The following is a 21125-nucleotide window of genomic DNA, read 5'->3' as shown; positions in this document are numbered from 1 at the left end:
AAGCATACATATAAAGTACAAATGGGGGCGACTGCGCATTTTTGTTGTCCACATCTGAGGAAAACATATGCATGCTAATCAACTACCTGTTTAGAAGGAGTGAAGCTTCGTGACAAATGTAACAAGTCCCAATTGGCAAGTAAAAGATGAACAATTCGTATGGCATTCTATGAAGCCCTACAATCCAAATGCAACAATGATCGTCCAATCCTCTAAAGGAGCATGGATTACTGACATTGAAGGCAAGCGCTATTTAGATGCAATGGCAGGTTTATGGTGTGTGAACGTTGGCTATGGACGTGAGGAGATTGCCAAAGCTGCCTATGAGCAATTGCTAGAAAATACGTATACCCCATTATCTGTTGGGCATATCCCTGCTATTCAATTAAGTGAAAAAATTAATGAGCTTTTAGGGGATGATTATGTCGTCTTCTTCTCCAATAGTGGCTCAGAGGCAAATGAGGCAGCCTTCAAAATAGCTAGACAATATCATCAACAAAAAGGTCACGTCAATCGAACGAAAATTATTTCTCGTTACCGGGCCTATCATGGTAGCTCGATGGGTGCTCTTGCAGCTACTGGACAAGCTCAACGAAAGTATAAATATGAGCCACTGGCACCAGGTTTTATACATGTCACTCCACCTGACGCTTATCGTGCCAATGAAGACCATATTCAAAGTAAGGACCCTTGTGCATTACCATCCGTCCAAGCAATCGATCATGTCATGACTTGGGAAATGTCAGATTCCATAGCAGCAGTCATTATGGAGCCTATTATTACTGGCGGTGGTGTAATTATGCCCCACGACAGCTACTTACAGGGAGTTAAAGCTGTTTGTGAGAAGCATGGCGCACTACTCATTGTCGATGAAGTCATTTGTGGTTTTGGTCGTACAGGCAAAGCTTTTGGATTCCAAAACTACGGCATCCAGCCTGATATTGTGACTATGGCAAAAGGCTTAACAAGCGCTTATATGCCACTGTCTGCTACAGCTGTTCGTCGTGAAATTTATGAGGCGTTTGCTGGAACTGAGGAATATGACTTTTTCCGTCATGTCAACACATTCGGTGGATCACCAGCAGCATGTGCCGTCGCATTAAAAAATATTGAAATAATGGAAAAGGAAAATTTATTTGCCCACTCGGCTGCACTAGGTGCTACATTACTCACTACATTACAGGAGCAATTAAAGGAGCACCCGAATGTTGGGGATATTCGTGGGAAAGGCTTATTAATTGGCGTAGAGCTAGTACAAGATAAAGATAGCAAAACACCGCTCGACATGACACTTGTGAACAAAGTGATCACACAATGTAAGGAACAAGGGTTACTCATTGGGAAAAATGGGGTAACCGTGGCAGGTTTCAATAATGTGTTAACCTTATCTCCTCCTCTGATTATTTCCTCAGACGAGACGAATTTCATTGTTGAAAAATTTGTACAAGCCTTACATTCTATTAAACTGTAGGAGGAATAGCTAGATGGTAACAAATACAGACATACAGGATTTAGGTCATTTTATCAATGGACAAACAGTTCTAGGGAAAAGCGGTCAGTTTTCAGATGTTTACAATCCAAGCACAGGTACTGTCATTGCTCGTGTACCTTTGGCAACAAAACAAGAGGTACAGGAAGCGATTGCTGCTGCCCAAGCGGCTTTTCCTGCTTGGCGTGGCTTATCAGTTGGTAAACGAGCTGAAATTATCCTTAGATTCCGCCAACTCATAACAGAAAATATCGATGAACTAATTGATATGATTTGTACAGAGAGTGGCAAAACGATTGAGGATGCCAAGGGCGAAATTACTCGCGGTTTAGAATCTGTTGATTTAGCTATCAATGCCCCCCATTTACTTAAAGGAGAGTATTCAGTGAATGTTGGTGGTCATATCAATGCCTATTCTCTGAAAGAACCATTAGGCATAGTAGCGGCTATTTCCCCATTTAATTTCCCTGTCATGGTACCGCTCGCAATTACAAGCATGGCGGTGGCTGTAGGAAACTGTGTGATTCTGAAGCCGTCAGAGCGGGTTCCTTGCTCAGCATTATTTTTATCAGAGCTGTGGAAAGAGGCAGGCTTACCAGATGGGGTTTGGACTGTTATTAATGGAGACAAAGATGCTGTTAATGAGCTGTTATGCCATCCAGCCATTGAAGCGATTTCCTTTGTAGGCTCTACGCCAGTTGCAGAAGCCATTTATGCTACAGCCTCTAAACATGGGAAGCGTGTCACAGCACTTGGGGGAGGTAAAAATAATATGGTGGTTATGCCAGATGCTGACTTAGAGCATGTAGCAAATGCCTTTTTAGGGGCTGCCTATGGAGCTGCCTCCCAGCGTTGTATGGCACTGTCAACCATTATTCCTGTTGGGGAGGATACAGCCAATAAATTAGTGGGTATTCTTGCCGATAAAATTGCCAAATTAAAAGTGGGTCCCTATACAGATGCCGAAGTTGATTTTGGACCAGTCATTACTCAGCAATCAAAGGATGCCGTCATTGGCTATATCGATCGTAGCCTAGAAGAAGGCGCAACATTGGTCTGCGATGGGCGAAATCCGGAAATTTCCAAACAATCGAATGGTTTCTATCTTGGACCTACATTACTCGATCATGTAAAGCCTGGAATGGAAATTTATGAACAAGAGGTTTTTGGACCTGCACGTAATGTCGTCCGCGTGGCATCATTAGAGGAAGCTATAGCCCTTATTAATGCCCATGAATTAGGAAATGGTGTAACCATCTTTACGAACAATGGTGCAGCAGCTCGAAAGTTTACCACTGAAATTGAAGTAGGTATGGTAGGTGTCAATGTACCCATTCCTATTCCAGTAGGCTATCATAACTTTGGTGGCTGGAAACAATCAAGATTTGGTGAGGGGCATATGTTTGGACCTGACCAAGTTCGTTTCTTCACAAAAGCGAAAACCATTTCAGAAAAATGGATAGAACAAGGAAATGACATTACCTCTTCCTTTGCATTTCCAAGTAATCAGGACTAATCCTAAAAAAATAAATATTCGCGTAGTCAATAGCTACGCGAATATTTTGAAAAACTGACGCGACAACATGGTCACTAGTTTTTACAGTTTAACTATTTGTTCTCTTTTTTCTCTTCCGTTTTTCTTACTTCTGAGAAATCTGTTTCTTCTCCAGCCTCCATGCCATAGCTAGGATTTCTATCCATACGAGTAAATGTATCTACATCATCCTCGTCTTCAAATCGCTTTACAAGAATTGGAATCGAAATTAGCCCAGCAAGACCAACGAGTGCATAAACCCAACGAGATAAGACCGCCGTTTGTCCACCAAATAAATAAGCCACTAAATCAAATCTAAAGAATCCAATGAGTCCCCAGTTGATTGCACCTATAATAACTAGTACTAAGGCGATTCTATAAAGCACGCTCATGTGTACACCTCCTTTATTTTCAATACTCCAAGCTATATTTCTTAGCAGGGAGGTGTCATAAGAAGCGATAAAATGACAAAGACTAGTCATTACAACCGCCATTTTGACGGTCTTATTTTTTGCAATAACCTCTTTTTTATACTGTGTACAAATGGCGAAATGACGTACTCTGATGAATGGGGTTACTTGGATAAATTTTTATGTGTCTGCTCATGCTGAAGCAGCCATTCTTTGCGCCACATCCCGCCTCCATAACCTGTCAGCGTTCCATTGGAGCCGATAATTCGATGACATGGCACAACAATGCTGATATTATTTTTACCATTCGCACTACCAACAGCCCTTACAGCTTTTTCATTGTTAATAGCAATGGCGATATCCTTGTATGAAGCCGTTTCACCAAATCCTACACTCGGTAAAACATGCCAAACAGCTTGTTGAAAATCTGTACCTCGAAAAACATAAGGAAATGAAAACTCCTGACGATCACCTAGAAAATACTCATGCAATTGCTTAACACATTCCAGTAAAACTTCAGGTGTGTCTTGCTGAGGAGCATTGACGATCTGCTCTCGCTCTGCAAAGTTAATGGCATCAATTGCTGTATCACTTCCCTCAACTTCTATAATCCCAATTGGTGATGAATAATCTAATTTATACCGTTTCATACAGTGACCTCCATAAATAAAAGGTGGCATAAGCTTGCCAGCCTTGCCAATGTTCCGCATAGTTCTTTAATTCTTCAATTGTTGGTTTTCGTTCTAATGCTAGTTGTATTTTTAAAGCATTATGTAGACCTACATCTGCTATAGGAAATGCTGTCGGTTGTTGCAGACATTTCATAAGCACATAATCTGCTGTCCATGCACCAATTCCTCGAATGTCCATTAATCGTTTTTTCATGGCTTCGTAGTCCTCTTGTTGCCACAGCAAATTTTTTGTCAATTGTCCGCTTACGATAATTTTGGCAATATCAATAATGTATTCTGATTTCCTCCGTGTAAATTGGAGGTGGATCAAATCATCTACCTCAATAACGGCTATTCTCTCTGGCGTTGGAAACAGCCAGTAGCTTTGCCCCTCAAAGTAAACATATTCTCCAAAATGCTCGACAAATCTCTTTTTTAACATATAGGCAAAAGTTAAATTTATTTGTTGACCAATAATTGCCCAAACTAATGCTTCAAATAAATCAGGAATCCCGATTAACCGTAATCCGTTATATTTCTTCACAAGTGGCTTTAGGATTTGATCGTTTTCAGCCATCTGGTAATACCCCTGCAAATCCTTTGTTAAATCAAACCACTCTGCGATATATTGTGCGATGATCGCCTGTTCATGGCTAGCTGGCTGTTTCATTGGAAATATTACTATTATTTTATGTGCTTGTTCAGTTATTTCACATAAAATAAATTGTTCATCAATCTTCAATAATTTGTAGAGCACATCATCCTTTATATGGTGAAGTATTTCGTGATGTGAGCGCTTTAAGAACTGCAAACACTCTCTATAATTAAATGCTTGTGGTAACTCGATAACTAAATAGCCAACATCGTTTGTCCATTTCATATCATGTCCCCCTGCAACGATAGGTTACGGTATTCTGTAGGCGAACAATTTTTCAGCCGTCGAAAAACTTTATAAAAATTAGATGGGCTTTGAAAGCCAGCTTCATAACATATTTCTAAATTTGTAAAGTCGGTATGTTTTAATAGATGGGCAGCCTTATCAATTCTGATTTTCTCTAAATACGTTCGAGGCGTCTCAGCAGTCTCTTGTTTAAATAGTCGTTCAAGGTGAAAGGGACTGAGGCCAACATGCTCCGCCATATCCTGTAAAGTCACTTTTTGTTTATATTCCTTCATAATAAAAGTCGTGACATTTTTTATCAATTGCGTGTGTGGGGAATGTTCGATTTCAGGCTGACATCGTTTACATGCCCGATAGCCAGCCGCCTCTACCTTTTGGATATCTTCATAAAATTCAACATTCATCTTTTTCGGCTTTCTGGATTTACAGGAAGGACGGCAATAAATCTTAGTAGTTTTAACCGCTGTATAAAAAAGCCCATCATAGGTTTTATCACATGTTATAATCTTTTCCCACTTTTCCTCAAAAGATAAATTGATATTGATTGCATTGTCCACGATTATCTCACCTCATTCCCATCGACTATATATATAACGCAGAAGAATCTTGGTCTTTTAATAATTGTGTAGCATACTGTGTTAAATGCGCAATTATTTTATCTGAAAGTGCATTTCCAAAGCTAAAGCGTTTCACCCCTAATTCTTTTAGTAGCTTGACATTCGTTAAATTAGGTAAAGAAAGAAGATTAATGGGCGCATTTATATTACGAGTCATCGCGCTGATTTCATTGGCATCTGTTAAGCCTGGGATAAATATACCACTTGCTCCGCTCTCAATATAAGCTTTTGCTCTTGTTATTGTTTCTTCAAATGGTTGCTCTAATTGAAAATACGTATCTGTTCGAGCATTAATAAAGAAATCTTTATAGCCATGATTATCTAATTCTTTCCTCATGTTTGTTAATAAATAACAGTGTTCAATTATGCTCCTTAAGCCTGTTTGATGTTTAAGGGAATCTTCAATGTTAATCCCTGCTACTCCCACATCTGCCGTTCTCAAAACATTGTCGATAATACTTTGTTCATCATGACCATACCCCGCTTCTATATCTGCTGATACGGGTATCTTGACTTGCTCTGTAATGGATTGAATAATTGTTAGATGTCGTTGAAAATCGATTTGTTCACCGTCCGTATAGCCAAGTGAGTTCGCGATTCCCCAGCTTGTTGTACCGATTGCTTGAAAGCCTGCCTTTTCTAATGTTAATGCTGATATAACATCCCAAGTATTCCCAATAAATAATAGCTCTTGTGAAAAATGTAAATCATAGAATTGCTGAATTTTTGACATAATATAAGCCTCCATACGGTTTGTTAGACCTTATATTATCAGGAACTATCCTTTTATTGCGTCCTCAATCTTGCTGTTATGGTCTATAATAATGTTTTAGCAAATAGCTTATAATAGGCTGTTCAATTGTTTACATATAATCTAGTAACTATAGAATAGGAGCTATGACCCTTACATGGAAAATACAATAGTCAGAAGAATAAATTTATTCACACTTATTATCCTAGTTATGTTCGCTCTCATCCCCCCTGTTAGCGCAATAGCCCAACAGATAAGCTGCTAGATCCTCTTGTGTTAGGACAGCATTTAATTCCAAAATGGTCTCCATCGAAGATATATTGAGTGATGTCCATGAACATTCTTTTGTCGCTAGTAATCAATCGTATTATAATGAAAGAAGATAATTAAAATTGTTATGCTATAATAAGTTTAAATTAGCTACAATAAGGTAAATATATACATTTAATTAATGCCAAGGTATGTTTACAAACCTATTGAATAATCGCAAAAGTTATGATGCCAAACAAGCAACGGCAATCACTATGAACTATATTACAGAAATCGTTCGTAATGCTAATCTTTTTGATGAGCAAACTAAAAACAAGCAACGAGAATCATACTAGTAAGATAACATTGCTATTCTTTAATGGCTTCAACAATACGTAAAAACCCCTTCTAGCAATGCTAAAAGGGGTTTCTGCTATTTTTGCCAATGATTTAGTTCCTTTAACAATTCGGGTAGCTGCAATTTCTTTACATCGATAGGTGGTAATGCCTTAATAAACTCTTTCCCATATGACTTACTAGTAATTCGTCGGTCTAGGACAATAAAAGCTCCTTTATCCTGCGAAGAACGTATTAATCGACCAAAGCCTTGCTTAAACCTCATGATCGCTTCTGGTAAGGAAAGCTCCGTAAAGGAATTGCGGCCTTGAGTAGTTAGATGCTTTGCCCTCGCCTTAAAAACAGGCTCTTCTGGTGAAGAAAATGGTAATCGTACGACAATAACAGAGGCAAGTGCATCTCCTGGAACATCTACCCCCTCCCAAAAACTGTTTGTACCAAATAGTACGGCATGACTAAATTTTTGGAAGGATTTTAGAATGCGCATACGGCTACCACCTGTAACACCTTGTGCAAATAGCATGTAATCATCTAATAGTTCACTATCTTGGATAAGCTCGACTGTTTTTCGTAGCATATCCTGTGCTGTAAAGAGTACAAAGCAACGCCCTTCTGTCATTCGAACAGTCCGCGTAATTGCATGGGCAACAGCCTCAATGTATTCTTCTTGGCTGACATGCTGAATATCTGGCATATCAGTGACGATAAATGCCTTAGCCCCAGCATAATAGGCTGGCGGAGCTTGTAGTTTCAAGACTTCAACATTATCAGAAATGCCTAGCTGGCGTGTAACAAAGCGCTCATTGCCTGGTACCGTTAATGTGCCAGATGTCCAAACAATACTTGCTTGCTGACGTAATGGTGCTAATACTTGTTCAATTATCGGCGTTACATTGACAGGCTTCTTAAAGACATGGAGACTGCCAGGGACACTTCGTACATCAAATTCTAACCAAACCGAATTGCCTTCCTGTGGTGACAGAAAAATATCGTCCCATTCAGCTATTTTTATCTTCACTTCTCGAATCCAATATTGCCATTCAGATAATACATATTGATCGTTTTTATCTAGCTGCTCAATCGCATTTTCGAAGGACTGCGTAATGCTAGTAGCGAGATCCAGCCATTGCTGGGTTAGTTTGCTTACTTGTGCAAACGTTTCTTTCGCAAATGAAACATCCTCTAAAAACAAGGTGCATTTACTACCTGCTTGTTTCCCTTTCGTTTGCTGTTGCAATTTTTGAATAGTTCTCTGAATTGTTTCATCAAATGTCCGTTGCAAACGAATAAATTGTGCATCAAGATGCTGTAAATTTTGCATGGCTACTCGCTGTTTTTTCTTCGCTGCCTGGCAAAACTGTTGAAATAAAGCCGTGTCTTCCATCGTACCAATTTGTCCAAAAATATACTTCCATTGTGTATAGGAGAAGACTACTTCATCCTGCTGCATTGCAGCCTGAATAAATTGATGCGCCTCGTCAATAATCCAGCCATCTATTTCTGTAAAGAGTGGTGTTTGACGCACTAAATCACTTAAAACCATGGCGTGATTCGTTACAATACAGTCAGCAACTGCACTGTTCTTTAAAGCTTGCTCATAGAAATCAAAGCCCTTTGAAGGCTTGTCATTCGGTATTTTTCGGATTTTCTCTAAAAACAGTTGTCCGCCACCAGAAACATTGAGCTCGCTCAACACACCAGTCTCTGTTTTGGTCAACCACACAAGTATTTGTAAGATAGTAAATGTATCATCATAGGATTCATCAGCATATGCCATACATTGCTCAAAGCGATCGAGATCAATATAATGCTGCATTCCCTTCAGCACACACAAATTCACCTTTGTCCCAAGGATTTTTTCGATCTTTGGTAGCTCTTCTTCTACAAGCTGTTCTTGTAAATAGGAAGTATACGTACTGATGGCAATCTTTTTATTAACAGCACGGGCAAATAAGATGGCTGGAAGTAAATAGCCAGCAGTTTTACCAATACCTGTAGAAGCTTCAATCACGCACTCCTGTTGTTCATGTAATGTCCGCCAAATCGTGTCCATCATGTCAAATTGTGCAGGACGTTCCTCAAAATTTGGCAGTGCCTTTGACATTAAAGTTATTTTCTCATCTACTGATTGAGGGTAGGCAATGGTTTCTGTCACATGCTCATGCTTATTTCGGCCATTGCCAATCGCAAAATTACGGTAATAGTGTACTTTTTCGCGGCCCGTCGTATGCTGGCGCTTAATTTGCAACGCCTCAAAAAAAAGCTGAGAAATATTTGATTTTAAGCGAAAGGAACGCTTATGCATCTGTTCAAGTGTAAGCTGTGGTAAACTTAGTAGCTCCTTCCAGCAATGCTTGAATAGCTCTGCTGTCGCGCGAGCATCGTCATCCGCTCGATGTGCATTTGCTAACTCAATATTTAAATCGGCCGCTAAATCCCCTAGCTTAAAACCAAGGGACATAGGGAACAAAATTTTAGCTAGCTCCACCGTATCCATTTTTTTACCTTGCCATTTCGGTAGTCCAGCACGTTTAAACTCTGCTTGTAAAAAGGATAAGTCAAAATCTGCATTATGTGCAACAAATACACAGTCAGCAAGTAGCTCATATATGTAATCCGCATGCGCTTCAAATGGGAAGGCATCCTTTACATCCTCATTCGTTATATGCGTTAAATCTTGAATGAAAGTTGGAATAGCTTTCCCCGGATTTATGAACTTCGTATAGGTATGCTCAATTTCCCAATCCTTCATAATAACAATGGCAATTTGAATCATTCGGTCCCCATTGGCTGGTGAATGACCAGTTGTCTCCAAATCTACAATTGCATATTTTTGACTTTCCATCATACATCTCAACTCACAGTTCACATTAGATAAGTTGAATTTTATCATATTATTGGCTCTGCGGCATCCTTTCTCCTCTTTGTTGAATCACCGCATCCATACAAAAAACGCAACCTTGGAGAAATCCCCTAAGGTTGCGTTGTGGAATCATTATGGAGTGCTTACTCAAACAACGTTAAGCTTATTGTTTTTTTGCTACATCAACAATACGACCCTCTGTTGTTGTTTTCACTTCTTTAAGTGATAGTAATTGCTCTTGAAGGTTTTCCCAATCAGATAAGCCTAAATCTGTAACACGACCTTCTTCATATGCTTTAGCAAACATATCTAGGCCATCTCCACCTTTAGCAGTATAGGCATTTGTAGCTACTGTGTAAGTTTTACCATCTTCAATAGCAACATATTTACCTGTTGCTTTATCTAAATATTCGATAGATACAACACGTGAGCCTACTTCTTTTGACGAATCATATTGTAATTTCGCTCCAGCAATGTGTAAGAAGCCACCATTTTCTTTAGGTGCATTTTTCAAGGACACTTCAAATGCTGCTTTTAGCTCAGCACCTGTTGTATCCATTAATGCTAATGTATTACCGAATGGTAATACTGTAATTACTTGACCAACTGTAATATTCCCAGCTGGAATTGCTTCTCGAATACCACCGCCATTTTGTAATGCCATTACAACCGTTTTATCAGTATATTTTTGTGCCTTTGCTAGCATACCGTCTGTAATGATATTACCTAGGGCTGTTTCATTACTACGCACACTTTCAAGACTTGTTTCACTTGCACGTGGGTTAGCTAAAGCTTCTTTTAATGTTACACCAATTTCTTTGTTGTTCACTTCATCTACTTTTGCTTTATAAGGTGCTAGTAATTTCACTAATGTTTCGTCTTCAGCTACCTTACCAAGGTCGATTAATTCGCCACCATATTCAGTAACTACACCATCTCCATCAAATGTTACATCAAGCGTACCTAAGTATTTTACATACTCATTGGCCTGTACAATTAATGTAGCATCCTTTGCTTCACCTACTGTATTTGTATCAACAACGAATGGTTCGTCTAATTTTGTATGATCATGTGCGCCAACAATGACATCAATGCCTGGTACATTTTTAGCAAGTAAAATATCATTATCAACATTCGGATTATCATTGTAGCCAATATGTGTTAAAGCGATAATTTTGTTGACACCCATTCCTTCAAAGGCTGCCACTGCTTTTTTCGCTTCCTCTATATAATTTGTAAATGTTACTTTATCAGGAGAAGCAATATCAGCCGTTTCCTCAGTCGTTAAGCCGAAAATACCTACTTTTTCTCCATCAATTTCTTTTACAATACCAGAATAAATTTTACCATTCTCAGGTTCACTTGAAATTAAATCAGTAAATAAGCCTGTGAATTTAGCATCTGCTGAGAAATCAGTATTAGCATCTACAAATGGGAATTTAGCCCCTTTAACAAAATCCGCTAATGCTTGATGACCTTCAGGAGAGGCACCTAAATCAAATTCATGGTTACCAAATACCATTGCATCAAAGCCAATTTCATTTAATAGCGCTAGATCTGCTTGTCCATGGAATTCATTGAAATATAATGTACCATTGAATGCATCGCCAGCATGTAATGTTAAAACATTTTTCTTTGCTTCCCTTTGTTCTTTTACAGCTGTCGCCAATTTAGGTAATTCATTTGCACGAGCATGTGTATCATTCACATGTAAAATCGATAATGAGAATGCATCTTCTGGTGTTTCAGGAGTCTCTGGAGTTTCTGGGTTTGATTTTGTTAGAGCCTCTGCAATGAATGTTGCCAGTTGTCCACGTGTAACTTTTTCACTAGCCTCATGATTTTTTGCACTTTCTAGCTCTGGTAATGTTGGAATAGATGCTAAAATTTTTGCTAAATCACCATGAGTAATTGTTTGGTTTGGACGGAAAGTATTATCTCCATAGCCTGTAATGACATTTAATCCTACAAGGGCTGCAATTGAGCCATAATAAGGATTTGATGCACTAATATCCGTAAATTTTGGATCCTCTACTTCTTTTGTATCCAATTTTAATGCGCCTGCAATCATTTTTGCCGCTTGTCCACGTGTGACATTTGTATCTGGTTTGAATGTACCATCTGGGTAACCACTAATAATCCCTGCTGCATAAAGTGTAGAAATGCCTTCAAAATCTGCATGACTTTCCTTTACATCCGAAAAAGGACTTGCTGCTGATGCTGGTACTACCGCTACCGCTGTTACAGCCAATGCTGCTGCAGTTACTGTTAAAAATTTGTTACGTTTATTTTCCATGACAAATGATACCTCCACTAGTAAAATGATGTACTAACAACTAAATTCTACATAAATATGACGCAAAATACTAGAACATTTGTAAAATTATAATTATGTTAACTAGTTTAATAGTAATAAAAGCAAATTTTTGCCAGTAACTTTTGGTATAAACGTAATCGCAAAAAAGGAGGATAGGCTATACTTTGCCATCCTCCTCTCTAGTATTAATTGATACTATTACTGAATTCACATCACAGTTGCTTCTGGCTCGTGTGCGATCATTTCCTTAATTGTATTGCCCTCTCCCATGATGGCTACAGTTGGTTGATGATCTTTTGCCTCATGATTATCCACATACACATAGGAAATAATAATGACAATATCACCACGCTGCACAAGTCTTGCTGCTGCGCCATTAACACAAATGACACCTGATCCTCGTTCACCAGCTATAATATATGTTTCAAAACGAGCGCCATTATTGTTATTAACAACATGTACTTTTTCGTTTGCCAGCATACCTACTGCATCTAAAATATCTTCATCTATTGTTATGGAGCCTACATAGTTTAAATCTGCCTGTGTCACTGTTGCACGGTGGATTTTACTATTCATCATCATACGTAACATACTATAGTCCCTCTTTCACAGTAAAAATACAATTATCGATTAAACGTGTTTTACCTATATAAACAGCTGCTGCCAACAGAACTTGCTGAGTTGCAGTTGTCACTGGTGTTAAATCTGGATATGTTAATAATTCAATATAATCAATGCGGCCATGTGTTCTTGCATGAATATGAGCTTTTGCTTTTGCAAGTGCTTTATCAGCATCACCATTCGCCAAAAAGCTATCGCGAGCCAACTGTAATGCTTCATTGATCGCCGGAGCCTCTTGTCGCTCTGACTCACTTAAATAGACATTACGAGAAGATTTCGCTAAACCGTCCTCCTCGCGTACAATTGGGACAACACGCATTTCTAAAGGGAAATTAAAATCACGTACCATTGTCGCAATAATCGCAACCTGCTGTGCATCTTTTTGACCGAAATAAGCTCTTGTTGGCAGTGTTAAATGAAATAATTTAGAGACAACCTGTAAAACACCATCAAAATGACCAGGACGACTTGCACCACAAAGAATGGTAGCCTGCTCACCTGCATGTAGACGAATCCCTCCATCTTGAGGATACATTTCTTCCACACTTGGTGCGAACACAATATCAACGCCCACAGATTCAGCTAATGCAGTATCTCTAGGCAAATCACGAGGATAACTTTCAAAATCCTCATTTGGCCCAAATTGTGTTGGGTTGACAAATATACTCATCACAACGACATCATTTTCTACACGAGCTGTTTGTGCTAATGTTAAATGACCTTCATGTAAATAGCCCATTGTCGGAACAAGTCCAATCGTTTTTTGAGCATGCTTAGCTGCTTGAATTTCTGTGGCTAATGCCTGTATGGTCGTGATGACTTTCATCATTTAACGCCTCCATATAGCTGATCTAATGCTTCCTCTTTCATTGTGAAGAAATGCTTTGGAGCTGGGAAAGTACCCGCTTTCACTGCTTCTACGTAACCCATCATCCCCGCGCTTGCTTCTTTGCCCATATCAGCAAATTGTTGAACAAATTTCGGTACATGGTGCGAACCGTAGCTTAGCATGTCATGATACACCAGCACTTGTCCATCAGCCTCAATACCAGCGCCTATGCCAATGGTTGGAATAACAAGACTAGCTGAAACAATTTCTGTCAGCTGATGAGGGATACATTCCAACACGACTGCACATGCTCCAGCCGCTTCGCATTGTTTTGCTTCTTCAAGCAGTGTAGCAGCCTGTTCAGCTGTTTTTCCTTGTACCTTATAACCACCAAGCACTCCCGCTGATTGAGGCAACAACCCTAAGTGAGCTACTACTGGAATACCAGCTGACGTTAATTTACGAATGACAGGTATAACTTCACCTGCCCCCTCAACCTTTACAGCATCTGCTCCTGTTTGTTGCATCATCCCAATGGCTGTTTTGAGTGTCTCATTGACATCGCCATGATAAGAACCAAAGGGCATATCAACGACTATAAACGTATCCTTTGCCCCTCGTCTTACTGCTTTTGCATGATGAACCATATCCGCTACAGTTACAGGCATTGTAGAATCATAGCCAAGCACGACCATTCCAAGTGAATCCCCGACTAGTATCATCTCAACGCCAGCTTCTTCCGCGAATTTAGCAGCTGGATAATCATAGGCCGTCACCATCACGATTTTCTCGCCTGCTGCTTTCATCTTTAAAAAATCTGTTGTCGTTTTCATTTTGTAGTCCTCCTTTTTTAAAGGAAGAAAACAGAAAAACCCTTCTGGCCGAAAACAGACAGAAGGGTAGTGTGTCGTTCAATGATAAAAAGACCCCTGAAAGAGGCAATAGCTTACAAAATGAAAGCTATATTTGAACGTATCGTTTTCTTCCGTCCCTGTCTAAAAGATCAAGGCAGATATTTGATAGTATAGTCTATTGCGTTTTTGAAGGTGCCGTTCACAATGGATACTGCCCTTCGCACATACTATAACAGATTTTCCTATTAATCTTCAAATATTATTTTCTTACAATATCTTCGTCTAACAACATTGGAAAAAATTTTCTTTTAGAATTGACAATCAATGTTATACGTCATATACTATCCACATACTATATGCCATATAATATAAAATGAAGTATAGGTATTACATGTGAGGTGAAAAGATGACATTTCAGCTTGGTTCAGCTTTACTTGATGCTTGTGTACTGGCTATTGTTGAGAAAGAGGACGCCTACGGTTATTCTTTAACACAGCAGGTACAATCAGTCATGGAGATTTCAGAGTCTACACTGTATCCTGTATTACGCCGCTTACAAAAAGCGCATTACTTAACAACGTACGATCAGCCTTATCAAGGTAGAAATAGACGCTATTATCAAATTACAGAGCAAGGACGTATACGATTATTAGAGCTATTAAAAGAATGGAAAATGTATAAGGAAAAGGTTGATTGTGTACTTTTAGGAGGGAATTTAGATGGATAGAGCAAGCTATTTGAAACAGCTACGAGGAAAATTACGTCGGCTTCCTGCGCATGAGTTAGACGCTGCGCTTGCCTATTATGAAGAATACTTTGAGGAAGCTGGAGAGGAAAATGAGCATCAGGTCATTTCACAACTTGGCTCTCCTTCACATGTCGCTTCACAAATATTAGCTGATTTCGCATTAAAGGATTTAGAAACCTCCTCGGCAAAATCAACAAAAAAGAATATGTCTGCCATTTGGCTCATTATTCTAGCTATACTATCTGCGCCCCTTTCATTGCCATTACTTGCAACAGCCATTGCACTCATTTTTTCATTTGGCGCAGTCATTATCAGCTTAATCTTTGCTATTGTCGCAACTGTTATTAGTATATTTGCTGGTGGCGTTGTGGCGATCATTTCAGGTTTCTTAATTTTAACAGAGCATTGGCCGACCGCACTGCTCTTTATGGGTGTCGGGTTAATCGTCACGGGTTTGGGAGTCCTACTGTTCCCAGTTGTTGCTCGTGTTATCAAGAAAACCGTTGTTGTCTCTGTTGAAACACTCGGCCGACTATTTCACAAAATGACAAAGAAACGTAAAAAGGGGGACTTCTAAATGACGTCAAAAAATACCCTTATTGCCATGACAATGATTGCATTAGGCATTCTACTCGCATTGATTGGCTATTTTTCAGGGGGGCGCTGGCTGATTCTAAAAGATTCAGAGGGTCTCTATGTCCCAAGTAATACTAAATTAGTAAGTCAGTCTTATGCTTTAGATGCATTCACAAGTATTAATATCGTAAATGATTATGGAGATGTGGAGATTGTTGCAAGTGATAGTGACTATAAATTAGACACAATGGTCCTTGAGCAAGAAGATGTAACATATCATATTGATAACGGAACTTTAACCATTGAAACAATGGCAAAGAAAAAGGATGGTTTTCAATTTGGCTTCGGTAACCTCTCTTCCCCTTCAATCAAACTCTATGTCCCAAAAGATACAAAAATAGAGGCGATTGTGATAGAAAGTAAGTTTGGCGATACAGCCATTCATGGGCTCCAGTATCAGCAGCTTAATCTCATCCAGGATTATGGGGATATTACTTTCAACAGCACGACGGGTGACAAAACAGAGATTAGGCAGTCCTTTGGTGATTTGACGCTTCAGCAACTTACTAGTAACGGCTTCACTATTGAGAGCGAGCATGGAGATATCGATATAGATGGCACATTAAATGGGCAAACAACCATTACCTCTAGTTTTGGCGATACAACGCTTCACTTACAAAACAAACAAAGTGATGTAGGCTATGCTCTCAAAACAGACTTCGGTGATGTGACCATTAATGATGAAGAACAAAGTGGCACCGTGACTCAGGTAACGAAGGATGAGCACCAACTGAATGTTTCCTTATCACATGGTGATATAGATGTGTCACTAAAATAAAGAATAGACAGTAAAAGAAGCTGCAAGTATAGGACATTACTTGCAGCTTCTCATATTGTTGAAAAACAAAACCATTAATAGAATTTTTGTGAAAGGTGAAAATGGTTTCCGTTGCAGGCTACTTGCTTTCCTGTGGGCGAGCGCCGATCCCACGGGAGTCAAGTAGCCTTCCACTTCAACCTACAAAAGTGTTACCTTTTAGCAAAGGTTTTCAAATAAAGTGAAGGTGTTCACGACTCTTTATGAAGAGGTGCTGTTACGCATGACTTCCCCACATTGAAAATAAGAGTCTATCGATTCTCTAATAATACAAATAATGGATTATTTTGTTCGCTACGGCCAGTATGAAAGATAAAGCAAAGACACTTTTGCAGATTGGTTGATTGGAGTGGAGCCAGCGTCACTCCTAGGGAATTTAGCGTCACAGATGAGACCCTGGAGCGAACGTAAGTGAGTGAAGCGGCTCATCGGACGCCCCCTGGAAAGGATGCTGGCGGAACGGAAATCAACCCCTCACCTTGCAAAGTTGCTTTTTCTACCGTTGACATCATCTTTTTGCAACAACATGAGAAGCTGCAAGTACAGGACATTACTTGCAGCTTCTTTTTTATAATATTTTGATATCTCCCGCATAGATCGTTCGAACCGTTCCATCGTCCTGTGTCAGTTGCAGAACACCATCGTCTGTAATGCCACTGGCAACCCCTTCAAAACGTTCGCGTATCGTCGTTACCTCTATACGTTGACCAATTGTACAAGACATTTGCTGCCATAGTGTCTTTAGACTCGCAAAACCTTCTTTAACGTATAGTTCTGTAAATTGTTCTAAATAGTGTAAGATAGAGGCCACAAGTGCTGCACGATTGATTTCTTCCCCAGCTTCTAATCGTAATGAAGTGGCAATATCCGCAATATCAGGTGAAAAGTCAGCTGCTGCTTGGTTCGCATTTATGCCAATTCCAACAAGTAAAGCTTGCACAAGATCCGCCTCTGCTTGCATCTCGGTTAAAATCCCCGTACATTTTTTGCCATTAATCAATAAATCATTGGGCCATTTAATCGCTGGCTCTACATCTTTATATAAGGTTTTAATGGCCATTGTGACAGCTACTGCCACCACAAGTGTATAGGATGAGGCCTGTTGGGGCGTAACATCTGGCCGAACGATAACGGTCATCCAAATACCTGTCCCATGTGCAGACTCCCAAGGACGAGCCATACGACCACGCCCCGCTGTTTGCTCCTCACCAATAATAATTGTACCGTGTGGAGCTCCTTCCTGTGCAAGCTTATGCGCAATTGTTTGTGTTGAATCAACTACATCGTAATAATGGATCTCACGTCCAAAATGCTCTGTCTTTAAAAAAAGCTTAATCTGTGTGGGGCTCAAGCTATTTGGTACACCTGTCAATACATACCCCTTTTTCTTAATTGTATCAAATGTATACCCTTCCTCTTGTAATGTTTGCATATGCTTCCAAACAGCGGTTCTTGAGACACCAAGAGAATCTGCTAATTCCTGACCTGAAACCGCTTCTCCATCAGCAGCCAATATTCTTTTTAAAATTTCGTCCTTCATGGAAATTGTCATCTTCACATCAATCCTTTAGTTAACTGTACTCTTGTTATGTAACTTATTTTGTCTTAATCATACTGTAAATTAACGTAAATGACCACCAACGATAGGAATTTAATGAAGCCGTCTCCCTTTTCGGGAGACGGCTTTCACCTATCATGTATTCGGCTTTAAGTAAGATCCTGTTGCTCCAGCCAGCTTTTAATCTGTTGTCGATCATTTTGAAGTTCATGATGAAGAATGGCTGTCAGCAGATCCTCCAATGCGGCTTTTACCCACGGTCCACCCTTTTTGCCAGACCATTTCAGTAAATCAGCCCCATTCACCACTAATTCTTGCTTATGTTGAATCGGTAGCTTTGCCTGTAATTCTCGGATAGATTGTTGAGGTATCGAAGCGTCTAATTGGCGAAGTTGGGCAAAATATTGTGCAGCCTCTAGTTCTTGCTCTGTGTAGTAAAAATAATGGCGATTTGTCCAACCATCTTTTAAAGCGTCATAAGCGGTTAAAACGGAATTAATAAACGCCATTTCCTTATTCGATAATCGATAATCGCGCACTACCTCACGCCATGCTGCTCCTTGTAGTAAGGCAAAGTATGCCCAGCCAAGAAGGGCATCTTTTGTTTGGAAATTATGCCATTGAGCAGTTTGAAAATCACCTGTTAAATAGGCCGTTAATCCACTGTCCTCTAGTTTTTGTATACCCCCAAAAACTGTTTGTCCTACCCAAAGCTTATCAAGCTCTGCTTTAATGCGTTCTTTTGCAATAAAGCCCAAATCAGCAGCCCTTTGCTGGATGGCTGCGAATGTATTCGCCTCGATCGTAAAATCAAGCTGTGCAGAGAAGCGAATCGCTCGCAGCATCCTTAAAGCATCTTCTGCAAACCGTTTTTCTGCCTCTCCTACCGCTCGTATAACGCGCTTTTCAATATCTTGTTGTCCACCATAATAATCTACAAAAGAGCCATCACGACGCATGGCAATGGCGTTCATTGTAAAATCTCGGCGTTGTAAATCCTCTTTTAGAGATCGAACGAAATGGACATTTTGTGGTCTTCGATGATCTGTATATTCCCCATCTGTCCGATAAGTGGTCACTTCCACAGGTCCAGCGGGTACGATAACAAGTACCGTCCCATGCTGAATCCCAATATCTACAGTCTTCTGAAACACAGTTTTTACTTCTTCAGGCAAGGCATTTGTAGCCACATCTACATCATGGGCAGGACGATCGAGTAAAGCATCTCTTACAGCTCCACCAACAATAACTGCTTCAAATCCTGCCTGTTCTAATTGTTCAATGACTGAATAGGCTGCTTGCCATTCTTTATTGTTTTGCATGATTTCTTTCCGCAACCTTCTCGTACAGATTTTCATATTGTTCCACAATTTTGGATGAGTGGAATTTTTCACTTACTGCACGGATGGCCGCTTCTCGGAAGCGCAGTAATTGTTCTTCATCTTGCAGTAAATGGGTTGCATACGCCGCAACTGCCTCTGTATCCCCTAATTCCACGATATAGCCGTCTACACCATGCTCAATGACTTCTGGAATACCACCTACATTTGTTCCAATACAAGGTACACCACAAGCCATTGCCTCTAATAACACCAGTCCAAACGATTCTTGCTGTGATAATAATAGCTTAAGGTCACTAATCGCATACAGTTCAGCTAAGTTTTCTTGTTTCCCTAAAAATAAAACATCCTTCATATACGGACTTCCTTTTACTTGGTCCATGACACGATGCTTTTCTGGGCCATCACCTACTAATAAGAGCTTTGCTTTCATGTTGGCACGGATTTTCATAAAGGCGTCTACAATGTGTGGAAGGTTCTTTATTTTACGGAAGTTTGATACATGAATGAGGACTTTTTCATCTTCTTGAATACCAAATTGCTCTTTTAAGTTTCCTGAATTTCGTGGGAAGTATTCGCGTTCGTCCACAAAGTTATAAATTGTTTCAATTGGTTTTACTGTATCAATCAGTTCATAGGTTTGTTCTTTTAATGCCTGTGACACGGTTGTCACAATGTCAGATTTATCAATCCCATACTTAATGGCCTGTGAGAGCGTGGAATCTTGCCCAAGCACCGATATATCTGTGCCATGAAGGGTTGTAACGATGCCAATATCTCGGCCGCTCATTTCACGTGCTAGCACCGCACATACTGCATGTGGGATGGCATAATGCACATGTAGCACATCCAACTCTTCATCCTTGATGACGTCTGCCATTTTACTCGCTAATGCAATATCGTATGGAGAATATTGAAATACTGAATAATTATTAACTTCGACTTCATGGAAAAAGACGGTTGGATAAATTTTATTCAATCGAAATGGTACGCTTGAGGTGATGAAATGAATTTCATGTCCTCTTTCTGCAAGCATTTTGCCTAATTCTGTTGCAATGACACCAGAGCCACCAACTGTAGGATAACAGGTAATGCCTATTTTTAGCTTTTTCATTCGATGATCATCCTTTCTGAATCACGTCTTTTGTTAATTGCGTCTTTCTTGTATCAGTCTCCAATCCACAAAGCCTTCCTGTAGGCCTTTTAGTAATATTTCTGCTGTTCCCATATTTGTTGCCAGTGGCACTTGGTAAACATCACAAAGACGGATTAGTGCAGAAACATCTGGCTCATGTGGTTGTGCTGTTAAAGGATCACGGAAAAATATCACCATGTCCATATCATTATTGGCAATCATTGCGCCAATTTGTTGATCGCCACCAAGTGGCCCTGAACGAAAACGTGTAACTTCCAAACCAGTAGCTTCGATGACACGTTGTCCTGTTGTGCCTGTAGCATATAGTGTGTGTTCTTTTAAAATATTTTGGTAAGCAATAGCAAACTGTACTAAATTATCTTTTTTACGATCATGTGCAATCAATGCGATTTTCATATAGCTTCCAT

Annotated in this window: 19 protein-coding genes; 5 read left to right on the top strand and 14 right to left on the bottom strand. The window is 39.7% G+C overall.

The features are described 5' to 3' along the window. Positions 1-109: 109 nt before the first annotated feature. Together L6W14_RS06935 and L6W14_RS06930 are read left to right on the top strand one after the other, a co-directional pair. On the top strand, positions 110-1471 hold the full coding sequence (locus L6W14_RS06935) for an aspartate aminotransferase family protein (protein WP_048389882.1): 1362 nt from the start codon (positions 110-112) through the stop codon (positions 1469-1471). A gap of 13 nt (positions 1472-1484) precedes the next feature. Further along, positions 1485-3005, top strand: a complete 1521-nt coding sequence (locus L6W14_RS06930; protein WP_237900085.1) for a CoA-acylating methylmalonate-semialdehyde dehydrogenase — start codon at positions 1485-1487, stop codon at positions 3003-3005. A 92-nt stretch (positions 3006-3097) separates the two neighbouring features. Here L6W14_RS06930 and L6W14_RS06925 read toward each other — a convergent pair whose 3' ends face one another. The 10 genes from L6W14_RS06925 to panB all read right to left on the bottom strand — a co-directional run bounded on the left by L6W14_RS06925 (position 3098) and on the right by panB (position 14442). Then, complete coding sequence (locus tag L6W14_RS06925; RefSeq protein ID WP_048389879.1) at positions 3098-3415, bottom strand: DUF378 domain-containing protein; 318 nt, start codon at positions 3413-3415, stop codon at positions 3098-3100. A 182-nt stretch (positions 3416-3597) separates the two neighbouring features. Further along, positions 3598-4083, bottom strand: a complete 486-nt coding sequence (locus tag L6W14_RS06920) for a methylated-DNA--[protein]-cysteine S-methyltransferase (RefSeq protein ID WP_131519687.1) — start codon at positions 4081-4083, stop codon at positions 3598-3600. Continuing rightward, positions 4070-4984, bottom strand: coding sequence for a DNA-3-methyladenine glycosylase family protein (locus L6W14_RS06915; RefSeq protein WP_237900083.1), 915 nt, complete (start codon positions 4982-4984; stop codon positions 4070-4072). Before L6W14_RS06915 ends, L6W14_RS06920 begins: the two co-directional genes overlap by 14 nt. After that, complete coding sequence (locus L6W14_RS06910) at positions 4981-5562, bottom strand: bifunctional transcriptional activator/DNA repair enzyme AdaA (RefSeq protein WP_237900081.1); 582 nt, start codon at positions 5560-5562, stop codon at positions 4981-4983. The genes L6W14_RS06915 and L6W14_RS06910 overlap by 4 nt, the downstream gene beginning before the upstream one ends. A gap of 25 nt (positions 5563-5587) precedes the next feature. After that, positions 5588-6355 carry an isocitrate lyase/PEP mutase family protein gene (locus L6W14_RS06905; protein WP_237900073.1) on the bottom strand — a complete coding sequence of 256 codons (768 nt, stop codon included), beginning with the start codon at positions 6353-6355 and terminating at the stop codon, positions 5588-5590. A gap of 700 nt (positions 6356-7055) precedes the next feature. Further along, on the bottom strand, positions 7056-9827 hold the full coding sequence (gene dinG / locus L6W14_RS06900) for an ATP-dependent DNA helicase DinG (protein WP_237900070.1): 2772 nt from the start codon (positions 9825-9827) through the stop codon (positions 7056-7058). Between the two features lie 178 nt (positions 9828-10005). Then, positions 10006-12138 (bottom strand): 5'-nucleotidase C-terminal domain-containing protein, encoded by a 2133-nt coding sequence (locus L6W14_RS06895; RefSeq protein WP_237900069.1) that lies wholly within the window; start codon positions 12136-12138, stop codon positions 10006-10008. A gap of 228 nt (positions 12139-12366) precedes the next feature. Then, positions 12367-12750, bottom strand: a complete 384-nt coding sequence (panD, locus tag L6W14_RS06890; protein ID WP_009370842.1) for an aspartate 1-decarboxylase — start codon at positions 12748-12750, stop codon at positions 12367-12369. A gap of 1 nt (position 12751) precedes the next feature. Continuing rightward, the gene (panC, locus tag L6W14_RS06885; RefSeq protein WP_054550960.1) at positions 12752-13606 is read right to left on the bottom strand and encodes a pantoate--beta-alanine ligase; all 855 of its coding nucleotides are present in this window, start codon (positions 13604-13606) and stop codon (positions 12752-12754) included. Next, positions 13606-14442 (bottom strand): 3-methyl-2-oxobutanoate hydroxymethyltransferase, encoded by an 837-nt coding sequence (panB, locus tag L6W14_RS06880; RefSeq protein ID WP_131519681.1) that lies wholly within the window; start codon positions 14440-14442, stop codon positions 13606-13608. The genes panC and panB overlap by 1 nt, the downstream gene beginning before the upstream one ends. 427 nt (positions 14443-14869) lie before the next feature. Here panB and L6W14_RS06875 point away from each other — a divergent pair, with 427 nt between their 5' ends. From L6W14_RS06875 to L6W14_RS06865, 3 genes are read left to right on the top strand one after another with little or no spacing between them, the layout of a single operon-like run. After that, positions 14870-15190, top strand: a complete 321-nt coding sequence (locus L6W14_RS06875) for a PadR family transcriptional regulator (protein ID WP_131519680.1) — start codon at positions 14870-14872, stop codon at positions 15188-15190. Continuing rightward, positions 15183-15788, top strand: a complete 606-nt coding sequence (locus L6W14_RS06870; RefSeq protein WP_131519679.1) for a DUF1700 domain-containing protein — start codon at positions 15183-15185, stop codon at positions 15786-15788. Before L6W14_RS06875 ends, L6W14_RS06870 begins: the two co-directional genes overlap by 8 nt. Continuing rightward, positions 15789-16625, top strand: coding sequence for a DUF4097 family beta strand repeat-containing protein (locus L6W14_RS06865; protein WP_131519678.1), 837 nt, complete (start codon positions 15789-15791; stop codon positions 16623-16625). Positions 16626-17232: 607 nt separating this feature from the next. On the opposite strand, the gene L6W14_RS06860 is transcribed toward L6W14_RS06865, so the two are convergent. The 4 genes from L6W14_RS06860 to mgsA all read right to left on the bottom strand — a co-directional run bounded on the left by L6W14_RS06860 (position 17233) and on the right by mgsA (position 21114). Beyond that, positions 17233-18216 carry a biotin--[acetyl-CoA-carboxylase] ligase gene (locus tag L6W14_RS06860; RefSeq protein ID WP_131519677.1) on the bottom strand — a complete coding sequence of 328 codons (984 nt, stop codon included), beginning with the start codon at positions 18214-18216 and terminating at the stop codon, positions 17233-17235. A 155-nt stretch (positions 18217-18371) separates the two neighbouring features. Continuing rightward, positions 18372-19544, bottom strand: coding sequence for a CCA tRNA nucleotidyltransferase (locus L6W14_RS06855; RefSeq protein WP_237900061.1), 1173 nt, complete (start codon positions 19542-19544; stop codon positions 18372-18374). Further along, a complete protein-coding gene (gene bshA / locus L6W14_RS06850) occupies positions 19531-20676 on the bottom strand; it encodes an N-acetyl-alpha-D-glucosaminyl L-malate synthase BshA (protein WP_004232695.1) in 1146 nt (381 codons plus the stop codon). Before bshA ends, L6W14_RS06855 begins: the two co-directional genes overlap by 14 nt. Before the next feature lie 33 nt (positions 20677-20709). After that, on the bottom strand, positions 20710-21114 hold the full coding sequence (gene mgsA, locus L6W14_RS06845) for a methylglyoxal synthase (RefSeq protein WP_131519675.1): 405 nt from the start codon (positions 21112-21114) through the stop codon (positions 20710-20712). Positions 21115-21125: the final 11 nt, after the last annotated feature.

It is taken from the genome of Lysinibacillus sp. ACHW1.5 (assembly GCF_022014815.1).
Classification (GTDB): domain Bacteria; phylum Bacillota; class Bacilli; order Bacillales_A; family Planococcaceae; genus Lysinibacillus; species Lysinibacillus capsici.
Note: the sequence above shows the minus strand (reverse complement) of the source record. Positions and strands in the feature narration are given on the sequence as shown.

Excerpts from the sequence above, each read along its gene's own strand:
- L6W14_RS06930 (WP_237900085.1), top strand. The coding sequence starts at position 1,485 with ATGGTAACAAATACAGACATACAGGATTTAGGTCATTTTATCAATGGA.
- L6W14_RS06925 (WP_048389879.1), bottom strand. The coding sequence starts at position 3,415 with ATGAGCGTGCTTTATAGAATCGCCTTAGTACTAGTTATTATAGGTGCA.
- L6W14_RS06920 (WP_131519687.1), bottom strand. The coding sequence starts at position 4,083 with ATGAAACGGTATAAATTAGATTATTCATCACCAATTGGGATTATAGAA.
- L6W14_RS06915 (WP_237900083.1), bottom strand. The coding sequence starts at position 4,984 with ATGAAATGGACAAACGATGTTGGCTATTTAGTTATCGAGTTACCACAA.
- L6W14_RS06905 (WP_237900073.1), bottom strand. The coding sequence starts at position 6,355 with ATGTCAAAAATTCAGCAATTCTATGATTTACATTTTTCACAAGAGCTA.
- dinG (WP_237900070.1), bottom strand. The coding sequence starts at position 9,827 with ATGATGGAAAGTCAAAAATATGCAATTGTAGATTTGGAGACAACTGGT.
- L6W14_RS06895 (WP_237900069.1), bottom strand. The coding sequence starts at position 12,138 with ATGGAAAATAAACGTAACAAATTTTTAACAGTAACTGCAGCAGCATTG.
- panD (WP_009370842.1), bottom strand. The coding sequence starts at position 12,750 with ATGTTACGTATGATGATGAATAGTAAAATCCACCGTGCAACAGTGACA.
- panC (WP_054550960.1), bottom strand. The coding sequence starts at position 13,606 with ATGAAAGTCATCACGACCATACAGGCATTAGCCACAGAAATTCAAGCA.
- panB (WP_131519681.1), bottom strand. The coding sequence starts at position 14,442 with ATGAAAACGACAACAGATTTTTTAAAGATGAAAGCAGCAGGCGAGAAA.
- L6W14_RS06875 (WP_131519680.1), top strand. The coding sequence starts at position 14,870 with ATGACATTTCAGCTTGGTTCAGCTTTACTTGATGCTTGTGTACTGGCT.
- L6W14_RS06870 (WP_131519679.1), top strand. The coding sequence starts at position 15,183 with ATGGATAGAGCAAGCTATTTGAAACAGCTACGAGGAAAATTACGTCGG.
- L6W14_RS06865 (WP_131519678.1), top strand. The coding sequence starts at position 15,789 with ATGACGTCAAAAAATACCCTTATTGCCATGACAATGATTGCATTAGGC.
- L6W14_RS06860 (WP_131519677.1), bottom strand. The coding sequence starts at position 18,216 with ATGACAATTTCCATGAAGGACGAAATTTTAAAAAGAATATTGGCTGCT.
- L6W14_RS06855 (WP_237900061.1), bottom strand. The coding sequence starts at position 19,544 with ATGCAAAACAATAAAGAATGGCAAGCAGCCTATTCAGTCATTGAACAA.
- bshA (WP_004232695.1), bottom strand. The coding sequence starts at position 20,676 with ATGAAAAAGCTAAAAATAGGCATTACCTGTTATCCTACAGTTGGTGGC.
- mgsA (WP_131519675.1), bottom strand. The coding sequence starts at position 21,114 with ATGAAAATCGCATTGATTGCACATGATCGTAAAAAAGATAATTTAGTA.